Below are 11,671 nucleotides of genomic sequence, written 5' to 3'. Positions count from 1 at the left end.
CGACCGTAGCACCTATATGAAAAAATCCCAGATAGATAGCGATCGACTTGGCAATAAGACCAAGTTACTGCTCAAATTCAATTATACTTCCTCGGGCCTGAGCATAGTGTTTGGGTTGTTTTGCATTTTCATCATCGATGTCAAAGGCACGATTCCCTTCGTTTTCTTCCTCTATGCCTCCTTGAACCTTCTTAATTCGGTCGCCTTTAAATACCACGGTAGTCTTACCGCAATGGCCATATACACCTCCATTCTATCCTGGGCCAGCACAATGGTGATCAGTCTTTGTAGCGGTGGCATCAACAGCTCCTTTATATTCATCCTCGCCATCATCGTACTGGCAGGCTATGTATCTACCCAGTTACTCGGCAAGATCTATATGTACATCGTAATTACCAGTATCGTTATCATTTACCTTATTGATTGGCTAGACCTGAATATCTTTCCCGATGAGGTCTCCAGTGGTGCCCAAGACCTTTTCAGCTTGGCCAGTATACTCTTCTCGGTTTATTTACTGGGATGGATCTTCGGAAAGAACCTACTCGAAACCCACCACAACCTTTACCGTTCCAAGAGCGAAATCGAAAAACGCATAGACGAACAGGAAATGCTGCTTCGCGAAGTACACCATAGGGTAAAAAACAACCTGCAGACCGTATCGAGCCTATTGAACCTACAGGCCAAAAACAGCGACAACCAACAGATAAAGGAGCTGATCAAGGGCAGCCAAAACCGGGTGCTTTCGATGGCAATGATCCATGAGATGCTCTATTTGAGGCAAAACCTGTCTAAAATCGAGTTTAAAATATACGTACAGGAACTCACCGAATACCTGATCAAATCGCTGAACGACCAACAACACGATATCGACCTGGTTCTCGACATACCTGACGTTCAATTGGGCATAGACACGGCCATACCCCTTGGACTATTGATAAATGAAACGGTAACCAATTCCTTAAAGTACGGTTTTGTCGAAAGCCGTAAGGGATGCATTACCATTTCATTGAAAAGGAACGAAGCTAACGACACCTATACCTTATTGGTCAGCGATGATGGAGCGGGTTTTCCCGAACATACCGATTACAGGAATACCAAGTCCCTGGGCCTAAAACTCATCCACAACTTGGCAAGGCAGCTTCACGGTTCGGTAAGAAGGATAAAGGCCGCCAAAGGTACATGCTATTCGATTACCTTTAAGGATATTGAGAAAAAATTGAAGCACATTCCTCAACCCCGTACATAGGTATAGGGCATTGGTCAGGACAAGCGCAGCCCTTGCCCCCTCCCCTTGGCAAGAACAAGAACCTATTACCCAGCCCCTTTGCGGAAAACGTCGAACCCCGGCCCCGTTCATATCATGCCCATCGATAGGCACCGGACTACGGTGCTTCACTTCTATAAAACACCGCTAATGTCGCCTTTGTGCAAAGTGGCTACCTACCCTTTTTATCACAAACACCCTCGGAGGTAAAATGCAATTATTAAAAAATCAATATCTTTAAGTCATAACTCACCAAATTTTAAAAAACAATGACAAACTCAAGACGTAAATTCATTTCTTCAATCAGTATGTTAGCTGCATCCACGGCCATGCCCATACACGCTTTCGACTTTGGAAAAACGAAAAAGCTAAAAGTGGTTCTCGTAGGAACGGGTGTCAGGGGAACTTCGTTTTGGGGAAAACGTCTCGTCGACCAGTACTCGGACATTTTGGAGTTCGTAGGGCTCTGCGACATCAACCCGGGACGCTTGGAATACGGGAAAAAGTACATTGGCACCTCGTGTCCCACTTTCACCGATTTCGAAAAAATGGTGAAGAAAACCAAACCGGAACTGGTAATCGTTACCACCAAAGATTCCACCCACCACGAATTTATCATAAAGGGATTGGAAATGGGGTGCGACGTACTTACCGAAAAACCATTGACCACCGATGAGGACAAATGCCAAGCCATTTTGGATGCCGAAAGAAAATCGGACAAAAAACTGATCGTAGGTTTCAACTATCGCTGGAGCCCCTATGCCACCAAGGTCAAGGAGCTGCTAATGAACAATGCCATCGGCAAATTGGTTTCGGTTGACTTTCACTGGTACCTCAACACCTATCACGGTGCCTCGTACTTTAGACGCTGGCATGGTGAAATGGAAAGTGGGGGCTCACTTTGGGTACATAAGTCAACCCATCATTTTGACCTGCTCAACTGGTGGATAGACTCTGAACCAAGCGAGGTCTTTGCCTATGGCGATTTGGAGTTTTATGGAAAAAACGGACCGTTTAGGGGGGACAAATGCAGAACCTGCACGCATAAGAACGAGTGTAAGTTCCATTGGGACATCACCAAAGACGAGCGCATGATGAACCTGTACGCCAACCACGAGCACCACGACGGCTATATACGGGACAACTGTCTTTTTAGGGAGGATATCGATATCTACGATAAAATGTCGGCCCAGGTAAAATATGCGAACAACACCGTTCTTAATTATTCCCTTACCACGTATTCGCCGTACGAAGGATGGCGCGTTGGAATCAACGGTACCGAAGGGCGGATAGAAGCCTGGCAAGACATCCCTTATTTTAAAAACGACACGATTGACGAGGCCGAAAAACACGCCAAGGAAATGGCCCAGACCGGCAAGGACGAAATCGCCTACGAACCTGTAATTTTACACAAACTCTGGAATAAACATGAAACCATACAGGTAGCGATGGAAAAAAGCGGCCACGGAGGGGGTGATAAACGTTTGCACGATAAAATATTCAAAAGCCCCGAAACCAAAGACCCATATGGGAGAACCGCAGGTGTACGCGACGGGGCCATGTCAATTTTAATAGGTATCGGTGCCCGAAGAAGCATCGAAACGGGAAAACCGATCAAAATTGCGGATTTGACCGACCTTAAGCCAAAAATCGAAAGAAGCTAAAACAGCAAAAATTTAACTTTTAGTATGAAGAATAGTTGGGCAAAATATTGATTTTGCAAGAAAACATAAGTAATTTCAATTGAAATTGTGGGTATTTTCCTAATATTAATTAAATTAAAATTCCCCTTATGAACCGTCAAACAAAAAGGCCCCAAGAACAACGGTTTAAAGACAAGGCTAAATTGATTGTCAAGATCAATTACTTTACCTCGATCTTTTCATTGTTGTTCTTCTTCACCTGTCTTTATGTTCTGGACATCAAAATTGTCATTCCTTATGTCTTTTTGGCCTTCGGCATCCTCAACCTGATCAACACCTTTCTTTATAGATACCATAAAAACCTTCTACTCACCTATAATACCGTATCGATAATGACACTTGCGGGAGCAAGTGTCATTACTTTATACAGTGGTGGTATCAACAGCCCTTTTATCTTTATCTTGGCTTTGATCGTGGTGGCCGGTTACGTGACCACAAAGTCGTACGGAACGCTTTACCTGAACCTTAATCTCTTGATTATCGTACTGATCTATTCACAGAGTATTGCCGATTTCAGCTTTGTATCCAATGTGGTGCCCGAAGAATCGCGTAATATATTTGCCCTGCTAAGCGTATTGTTTTCGGTCTATCTACTGGGTGGTGTCTTTGGTAAAAACCTCTTGCACGCCCATCACAACCTATATAAGACCAAGACGGCCCTTGAGGAGAAAATCAATGAAAAAGAGACCCTTATCAAAGAAGTACACCACCGTGTAAAAAACAATCTGCAGACCGTTTCCAGTCTGTTGAGCCTTCAATCGAGGAACATTGCGGACAAAGAGGTCAAGAACCTTTTAAAAAGCAGTCAGAACAGGGTTATTTCGATGGCCATGGTCCACGAAATGCTATACCTTCGCGAAGACCTTTCGAAAATCGAGTACCGTTCCTACGTGCAGGAACTGGCCGAATATCTCATTCGATCGATCAAGGGGACCAGCAGCAATATTACCTTGGATATCGACATCCCCGACCTTAAGCTTAATATCGATACGGCCATCCCATTGGGCCTGTTGATCAACGAAGCGGTCACAAATGCGCTCAAATATGGCATTGTAGACGAAAACAAGGGTGAGATCCGCATTAAGCTCACCAAGGATAAGGACAATGAATACCTACTGAATATAGGCGATAACGGGGTGGGCTTTCCTGAAACGGTAAGCTACAAGACCACACAATCGCTGGGACTAAAACTTATTCATAACCTCGTCAGGCAACTGCAGGGTACGATCACACGCGATTTCTCGAAGAAAGGAACCCATTATATCGTAAAATTCAAGAACATCAGCAATCAAATAGCCCCGGTTCCCCGCTAGTATCAACGGTTACCAGGCCGCGGTCCATCTTAGAAATAACCGCCTGCCCGCAAATCACTTTTTCGCTGTAATTTTCAACGGGCGCAATACCCCCATAGTTTTTGGAAAAATAAGTACATGGGCCACACACACGGCCAAAACGGTAAGGATCATAACGGTTAGCATAATTTCTTGGGATTAGATGAGACTTGCTTTAGCAGCCCGGTAGAGGGCAATCGCCTAGGCCAGTTTAGATCGGCTATATTTGGTTGAAAACGACAAGGCCTTCTTTACCCGTGAGTACTTTGACCTATATAAGCGTACGATACTTTTCGAAGGACCTACCGCAACCACTTCAACGGTGCTACCGGAAAAGGCAGAATCGATAACCGGAACAACTTCCATTTCAATGGTGTCCACTTTGGTCTCGACCTGGTCGTTTGCCTGGGCCACAACTCCGAAAAAAATGACGAATACTAAGGTAACAATAGCTTTCATAGGTAACATTTGGGTACTACTAAATAACTTCAAGGCCAGCATTTGTGAAGTAATTGCTCGTCGAAACGACTTGATTTTTCGGTGGAAGTAAAAAGTTGCGATTAAAAGGCAGAAAAAATCGACAACGGTTTTTGCCACAAAATCAACATATCGAAACTATATGCGTTTTATCGTATCAAATTATGCCCATAATATCGCTTTGAAAGAATTTGATGGAAATTATCTCGAGCCGGTTTAACGGACTGGCGATTATCCCGGCCCGAAAAATCGACACGCACAAAAAAACCTCCTTTTTGGAAAAAGGAGGCCTGGTTAAATATGGGACTTGAAATACACTTTCGCTACCTTATGCCATTTTGGGTCGGTTTCGTTTTGTCGTAAAAGTAAGGGCCTTCTTTACCCGTGCATTTGGACGTTTGTACAAACGGGCAATTTCAACCTTGTTTTCAGTACTTGTTTTTTCAACATCGGTTTTTACCACTATGGCCATAGTAACGGTTTCTACCTTTACCTCTTCAGAAGCATTCTGGGCTTGGGCGGTAACTCCGATAAAAAGAACAAAAATTAGGGTTGCGATAGTTTTCATGACTGTAAGCTTTATATATATAAAACTCCACAGCCCCCATTATACGGGGTTTCGCTTCGTTCAACCCATTTAAATACTCGATAAGTTGCAAAAATTGGGATGAAGTGTAAAAAACCATCGATAACCGTAAAAGGGCCTAGAAACACCTTATCGAAATTAAGTGCATTTCAACTTGGTTTTATCGGAAAGGACGTCCCCAAAAAACAGTCCTCCGTATAAATCGCCCGCTATTTCCTTTTTCATTGACGGATCCCTCGCCACCTTATTGGATATTGGGTATTGGGTATTGGGTATTGGGGCTGGATAAACACCTTAATCCTATTTGTGCCAAAGGGTCGGACCCGATACACCTACCATTGTAGGCTTTTGCCTTTTTCGGCTACAGGACAATTTAGGGCTTCGACAGAAAAGTGGTAAAAGATAATTGGAAGCTTATCGGTCAAGGTACGGACGAATCGGCCTAGGAAACTTCCTTTCTAAGAACTTTTAAAGGGGCATTGCTCAAGACACTTCGATTATTGAATACCCCGACGCCCATAACCAGCAACGTTATAAACGGCAAAATAATTACAAAGGGCACGACCGACGGCACAAAGGTGGCCTTAAACACGAACAGTGCCAATAAACCACTGCCCAACAATGCCAAGAATACGCCCGACAAAGTACCAATGAGCCCCAAATACAAATATTCAAATACGGCTATTTGGGTAATCTGCTTGCCCTTTGCCCCCAGGGTACGCAAGAGCACACTCTCCTTGATACGTTGATACTTACTGGTGCGAACCGCACCTATTAAAACGATAATGCCCGTAAGGATACTGAAAAAGGCCATAAAGTTTATGACCCACGAAATTTTGTCCAAAATACCTTCAACGACGGTCAATACCTGCCGTAAATCGATAATCGATATGGTAGGAAACTCGGAGACCAAGGCGCGCTGTACCTCTGCCGACTTCCCTTCGTTCGGTGCATGGGCCGTCAGCACATGAAATTGGGGCGCATTCTCCAATACCCCGGTAGGAAAAAGGATATTGAAATTCAGTTGCATCCGCCCCCAGTCTACCGTCCTTATACCTACGACCTCCGTTTCCATGGGAACACCCTGAACGTTGAAAACAAGCCTATCCCCAAGATCGACCTGAGCATCGCGCGCCACGTTATCGGAAAGGGAAATCGGCACCACTCCTTCCTCCGAGGCTTGCGCCGGCCACGATCCCGAACCCAAGGTCTCGGAAGCGATCAGAGAATCGCGATAGGTAACCCGAAACTCATGGTTCAAGACCCACGTATTGATCGTCGATGTCGAATCCTTTCGAATTTCACTTACGGCACGGTCCTTTATTTTTTGAACGCGCATGGTAACAATAGGAATATTGTTCAAGACAGGAAGTCCCATTTGCTCGATATTTTCGGCTACTACTTGCCTTTGGTCCGTCTGAACATCCATCAATATAAGATTCGGCGCTTTTTCATTGTTTTCCAAATGGGTTTTGTCCAGTAATATATCTTTTGTAAAATATAGGGTACTGACCAAGAACGTGCCTACACCAATGGCCAGTACCAGCACCAAGGTCTGGTTGTTCGGCCTAAAAAGATTCAACAAGCTTTGCCTGGCGGTAAAGCCCCAAGCGTGGGGGAACTTTTTTTTGACGATGTTCATGACCAAAAGGGCCATCCCCGAGAGTATGGCAAACACGACCAGAACCCCGGTAACGAACGACAAGGCGTATTTCCAATCATCCAAAAGAAACTGGGCAAATACAAAGATGAAGCCCAATAGGGCCAATACGACAAAAAGATCGGTACCCCTGGATTTTTTACCACCGTTGTCGCCGATACGCAAGGCCTGCAAGGGCGACACGTACCAAGTGGTCAACAGGGGCGATAAGGCAAACAGTCCCGACATAAAAACGCCGAGCAAAAGCCCCATAATTATCGGTTCAAAAGAAAAGGTAATTTCGATTTCAAAGGGGAGGAAGCCCTTTAACATCAATGGAAAAACTTGTTGCAGCAGCACCCCCAGCAAGGAACCGACCAATCCGCCGAAAAGTCCCATGGCAAGGATCTGGACCAAAAAGATAGAAAAAGTCTGTCTGCGGGTCGCTCCGATACATTTTAATACGGCAACCGACCGTAGCTTCTCCTTGATGTATATATGTACCGAACTGGCAACCCCCACACATCCCAAAAGAAGGGCAATAAAGGCGACAATGTTCAGGAATTTCCCAAAATTGTCATAACGCCTTCCCAATTGCCTACCTGTGGATAGGTGCGTATCCAGATCGGCATTTTCCGCATCGAGTTGGGGATCGAGAATTTCATCAAGATCCTCCAGGTCTTGGCCCGGTTGGGCCACGAAATAATAGTCATAGTCAATTCTACTGCCCACCTGAACCAGTCCCGTCGATTCGATCAAATTGTAGGGCATGAGCACGGCCGGCGCCACTGAGGCCGTAAGACCGTTGTTACCGGGAGCGGAAATCAATGAACCGACGATGGGCAACCTTAGTTTACCTATGGAAATGGAATCGCCCAAGACCAATCCGTATTGAAGCATCAAGGTAGCATCGACCAAGGTTCCCCCATCCGCCTGATAGGTTTTGGCCGCCCTGGCGGGGTCGGTTTCCAACTCGCCATAAAAAGGGAAGGGTCCTTCAACACCTTTGACACTGACCAGCTTGGTGGCCCCTGTTTTTCCCAGTGTGGCCATGGAGGGAAAACTTATCGACTTGGCATCGGCACCGCCCAAAGAATCTATTATCCGCTCCACCCGTTCATTGGGCGGACGGTTGCTGTCGATAATAAAGTCGGCTCCCATTAAGGCTTTGGACTGTTGCCCGATATTGTCTTTCAGGTTTTCGCCGAAAGACTGTATGGCAACTACGGCGGCAATGCCCAAAACAATGGACGCCATAAACAAAAGAAGTCTTTTTCCACTGGCCTTGCCATCTCGCCATGCCATTTTCAACAACCAACCGAATCCCGTTTTTGAGGTAGTTCCCTTGTTCATACCCGTAACTGTTCAGTAGGTATATCGGCAATGACCCTTCCTCCTTTTAAACGCAACACCCGATTGCATTTTTTGGCCAAATCCAGATCATGGGTTACAATCACCAAGGTTGTACCTGCCTCCCTGTTTAAATCGAATAACAACCGAATCACCTTTTCCCCGGTTTCCTCATCCAAATTTCCCGTTGGCTCATCGGCAAACAATATCGAGGGCTTGTTCGAAAAAGCACGGGCCAAGGCCACACGTTGTTGCTCCCCACCCGAAAGCTGTGAGGGGTAATGCCCCATACGATCCGAAAGTCCTACCTTTCGCAACAGTTCTTTGCCTATTTCAAGGGCATTTGGGCTTCCTTGCAGCTCGAGGGGTACAATTACGTTTTCAAGGGCCGTTAAAGTAGGCAAGAGTTGAAAATTTTGAAAGATAAAGCCCACTTCACTGTTGCGCAATAAGGCCCGCCGATCTTCATTGAGCGTATTCAGGTCCATCCCACATAGTTCTATTGTACCCGAATCGGGATAATCAAGACCGGCTGCCAATCCCAAAAGCGTCGTTTTTCCACTTCCCGAGGGGCCCACGATCGCAAAGGTATCGCCTTGGTCTACTTGAAATGATATATCATCCAGAATATTCAACCTATTGGCTCCACTACGGTAACTTTTCCCTAGGTGACGAACGTTTAATATCTTTGTCATTAATTGGATTTTTCCTTTTCATAGGATTCCCTATCGAAGTAGGGAACGAATGGAAAAATAAGCAATTGATTTCTATTTTTTGACTTCTCGACTATGCGAAACATCTTAAAGTTTAGTTATTTTTTATGGGTTATCCTCTTGGTTTCATGCGGTGAGGGTTCAAAAAAGGAAGCGTCAAAGGCCTCCGAAGAAGCCCCACGCGACCCAAAAACCGAGGTTAAGGACAATGCCAAGGTCATTTTATTTTTCGGCAACAGTCTTACCGCCGGATATGGGATAGATATGGAAGAGGCTTTCCCTGCCCTGATACAGGCCAGATTAGATTCATTGGGACTAAATTATAAGGCGATCAATTCAGGATTAAGTGGCGAGACGACTTCAAGTGGCCTTAACCGACTAAAATGGGTGCTCGACCAACAAGTTGACATTTTTGTCTTGGAGTTGGGAGCCAATGATGGTCTCAGGGGAGTCTCCTTGGTCGAGACCAAAAAAAACCTTCAATCGATGATAGACTTGGTCAGGGCGAAAAGTCCCGATATCAAAATAATCTTGGCGGGCATGCAAATACCGCCCAACATGGGGCAAGCCTATGCCATTGAGTTCGGAAGATTGTTTCCCGAACTGGCAGAGGCCAACAATGTCGATTTAATTCCCTTCCTTTTGGAAAATGTCGCCGGTAGGGCCGAATTGAACATAGAAGATGGCATACATCCTACCGCGGAGGGGCATAAAATTGTTATGGAAAACGTTTGGCAGGTTCTGGAAGAGCATCTCGTGGCGCCTAAATTGGATCAATAATCAAGCGTACTTCGGTGTTTTTTCCTTTGTCGTGAAACGCAAGGCTGCCTTTATCTTGTTTCGCTTAAATTTATAGACCTTGGCAGTTGGCCCGTGGACTATCTCCTTATCGACATGGTCCATTCCTTGCTCCCCCTTTATAGTAATGGAGTCGGATAGACCTGTACCTGCCTGTACATTAATATTAAAAAAAAGAAAGATCACTAAGGCTATAAGTTTCATCACACAAGATTTACACCCTATTAAACCTTGGCAAGCGTCCTTGTAGGAAGTAAAAATCGTCAAAACACCCCTAATTCACGACGAAATACAAATACTTCGACAAAATGACCCTATTTGTAGTCCTACAACCCATTTTGTAAGAACAGTTGGTCGTAGAAATGCTTCCCTTTATCGATATTTTACATCACAAAGTCAATAAGTGGATACTTATATATCCCTTTCCAATAGGAAAATAGGCTTATGCCGTATGTTTGAAAGTCGATAAAGGGTTGCAAGCGATATCGTACTACAAAAAGAGATCTTCCCTTAAGGGCCCCACTTTGATCGCTATGGTGTCGACACTTTATTTTAATAAAATAAAACCTAACGATTACTTGGGCATTTTATCGATAAAACTAAGAAATTATTGTACTATGGGTACGTTTTGAATAATTTGCACAAATTCTTTGAACAGGAAAATGAATTAATTTTAAAACTTCTGAATTATGAAACGCAATTGGATTACAAAGTTTGCTTTGCTTGCATTTCTTCTGGCATCGTTTGTTATGGTGCCCGTAGCGTGCAGCAGCGATGATGGTGGCGACACCCCTGAAACCGAACAGGAAGAGGAACAAGAAGAGGAAGAAGAGGAAGAGGAAGCGCCCGTCGCCGACCCTACCAATGAGAACACGACCATAAGTGCCACCGCCGCCGCCCACTCCGAAGGGGTAAGTACTTCGACGGTAACCGTTCAATTGGCCGATGCCGATGGCAATTTGTTAAGTACGAGTGGTGGAACCGTGGTCTTGGAAGTTAACGGATCGGCTGAAATTTCCGAAGTTACGGACAACGGCGACGGCACCTATACCGCGACCGTCACCGGAGAGGTAGAGGAAACGGTAACGGTTTCGGGCACCTTGAACGGTGAGGCCATCACCAGCACTGTCGATATTACCTTTAACCCGGATGAATCAAACCCTGCCCAAGAGGTCGAGCAATCGACCGAGCCCGTGGGCCCTACCCTACTTCGAATCAATTGCGGTGGTGGTGAAGTGGAATTTGACGGGGTTACATTTTTGCAAGATCAATATTTTGATGGACCTACCGAATCCTATTCCAATCCTCTTTTTACCGAAGATGATACCGACGTTGGTGTAATCTATTTGACCGAAAGAATTTCGGACAACACCAAGGTTAAAGGACCTTTTTCGTACAAAATCCCTGTTACCAACGGTACTTACACCGTGAAACTGCACTTTGCCGAAATCTATTGGGGGGTTGACAACCCTGAAGGCTTGGAAGGTGGAGAAGGAAGCAGAATCTTTAACGTTTCCATGGAGGACACCCAAATTTTCACAGGATACGACCTTTACAAAGAACTCGGAGCCGGAAAAGCCGGCACCCGTATGTACGATATCGAAGTTACCGATGGTGAATTGACCATTACCTTCGAAGCCACGGTTAACAAGCCCAAAGTCTCTGCCATAGAGGTTTTAGGAAACGGGACCATTGATCCTACCGAATAAAACTAGTAAACCCTTAACTTTAGGCCTTCAAAGCGCATGCTCTGAAGGCCTTTTTTCTTTTTGGCGTAAGGAAAGGCATAAAAGCCATACTAATTCGAAGA

General features: G+C 45.1%; 10 protein-coding genes. 5 read left to right on the top strand and 5 right to left on the bottom strand.

All coding sequences use genetic code 11. The features are described 5' to 3' along the window. Positions 1–16: 16 nt before the first annotated feature. From BUB37_RS11245 to BUB37_RS11235, 3 genes are all read left to right on the top strand, one after another. A complete protein-coding gene (locus BUB37_RS11245; RefSeq protein ID WP_072993564.1) occupies positions 17–1,246 on the top strand; it encodes a sensor histidine kinase in 1,230 nt (409 codons plus the stop codon). Between the two features lie 287 nt (positions 1,247–1,533). Further along, positions 1,534–2,928: a Gfo/Idh/MocA family oxidoreductase gene (locus BUB37_RS11240; protein ID WP_072993561.1), complete on the top strand. Its 1,395-nt coding sequence runs from the start codon at positions 1,534–1,536 to the stop codon at positions 2,926–2,928. 128 nt (positions 2,929–3,056) lie between these two features. Continuing rightward, positions 3,057–4,280 (top strand): sensor histidine kinase, encoded by a 1,224-nt coding sequence (locus BUB37_RS11235; RefSeq protein WP_072993558.1) that lies wholly within the window; start codon positions 3,057–3,059, stop codon positions 4,278–4,280. A 219-nt stretch (positions 4,281–4,499) separates the two neighbouring features. On the opposite strand, the gene BUB37_RS11230 is transcribed toward BUB37_RS11235, so the two are convergent. From BUB37_RS11230 to BUB37_RS11215, 4 genes are all read right to left on the bottom strand, one after another. Further along, the gene (locus BUB37_RS11230) at positions 4,500–4,757 is read right to left on the bottom strand and encodes a hypothetical protein (protein ID WP_072993556.1); all 258 of its coding nucleotides are present in this window, start codon (positions 4,755–4,757) and stop codon (positions 4,500–4,502) included. 346 nt (positions 4,758–5,103) lie between these two features. Beyond that, a complete protein-coding gene (locus BUB37_RS11225; protein WP_072993553.1) occupies positions 5,104–5,343 on the bottom strand; it encodes a hypothetical protein in 240 nt (79 codons plus the stop codon). 460 nt (positions 5,344–5,803) lie between these two features. Next, positions 5,804–8,353, bottom strand: a complete 2,550-nt coding sequence (locus BUB37_RS11220; RefSeq protein ID WP_244526807.1) for an ABC transporter permease — start codon at positions 8,351–8,353, stop codon at positions 5,804–5,806. Beyond that, on the bottom strand, positions 8,350–9,045 hold the full coding sequence (locus tag BUB37_RS11215; protein ID WP_072993550.1) for an ABC transporter ATP-binding protein: 696 nt from the start codon (positions 9,043–9,045) through the stop codon (positions 8,350–8,352). Before BUB37_RS11215 ends, BUB37_RS11220 begins: the two co-directional genes overlap by 4 nt. Positions 9,046–9,138: 93 nt before the next feature. Here BUB37_RS11215 and BUB37_RS11210 point away from each other — a divergent pair, with 93 nt between their 5' ends. Further along, positions 9,139–9,843 (top strand): arylesterase, encoded by a 705-nt coding sequence (locus tag BUB37_RS11210; RefSeq protein ID WP_072993541.1) that lies wholly within the window; start codon positions 9,139–9,141, stop codon positions 9,841–9,843. Here the strand turns inward: BUB37_RS11210 and BUB37_RS11205 are convergent, their stop codons facing one another. After that, complete coding sequence (locus BUB37_RS11205) at positions 9,844–10,065, bottom strand: hypothetical protein (protein ID WP_072993538.1); 222 nt, start codon at positions 10,063–10,065, stop codon at positions 9,844–9,846. It lies immediately after the preceding gene. 485 nt (positions 10,066–10,550) lie between these two features. Here BUB37_RS11205 and BUB37_RS11200 point away from each other — a divergent pair, with 485 nt between their 5' ends. Then, positions 10,551–11,570 (top strand): malectin domain-containing carbohydrate-binding protein, encoded by a 1,020-nt coding sequence (locus BUB37_RS11200; protein ID WP_072993535.1) that lies wholly within the window; start codon positions 10,551–10,553, stop codon positions 11,568–11,570. The last annotated feature ends 101 nt before the right edge of the window (positions 11,571–11,671 follow it).

Source organism: Pseudozobellia thermophila (assembly GCF_900141855.1).
Taxonomy (GTDB): domain Bacteria; phylum Bacteroidota; class Bacteroidia; order Flavobacteriales; family Flavobacteriaceae; genus Pseudozobellia; species Pseudozobellia thermophila.
This window is presented reverse-complemented; position numbering and strand designations above follow the sequence as displayed.

Coding starts and splice junctions, on each gene's coding strand:
- BUB37_RS11245 (WP_072993564.1), top strand. CDS start 17: ATGAAAAAATCCCAGATAGATAGCGATCGACTTGGCAATAAGACCAAG.
- BUB37_RS11240 (WP_072993561.1), top strand. CDS start 1,534: ATGACAAACTCAAGACGTAAATTCATTTCTTCAATCAGTATGTTAGCT.
- BUB37_RS11235 (WP_072993558.1), top strand. CDS start 3,057: ATGAACCGTCAAACAAAAAGGCCCCAAGAACAACGGTTTAAAGACAAG.
- BUB37_RS11230 (WP_072993556.1), bottom strand. CDS start 4,757: ATGAAAGCTATTGTTACCTTAGTATTCGTCATTTTTTTCGGAGTTGTG.
- BUB37_RS11225 (WP_072993553.1), bottom strand. CDS start 5,343: ATGAAAACTATCGCAACCCTAATTTTTGTTCTTTTTATCGGAGTTACC.
- BUB37_RS11220 (WP_244526807.1), bottom strand. CDS start 8,353: ATGAACAAGGGAACTACCTCAAAAACGGGATTCGGTTGGTTGTTGAAA.
- BUB37_RS11215 (WP_072993550.1), bottom strand. CDS start 9,045: ATGACAAAGATATTAAACGTTCGTCACCTAGGGAAAAGTTACCGTAGT.
- BUB37_RS11210 (WP_072993541.1), top strand. CDS start 9,139: ATGCGAAACATCTTAAAGTTTAGTTATTTTTTATGGGTTATCCTCTTG.
- BUB37_RS11205 (WP_072993538.1), bottom strand. CDS start 10,065: ATGAAACTTATAGCCTTAGTGATCTTTCTTTTTTTTAATATTAATGTA.
- BUB37_RS11200 (WP_072993535.1), top strand. CDS start 10,551: ATGAAACGCAATTGGATTACAAAGTTTGCTTTGCTTGCATTTCTTCTG.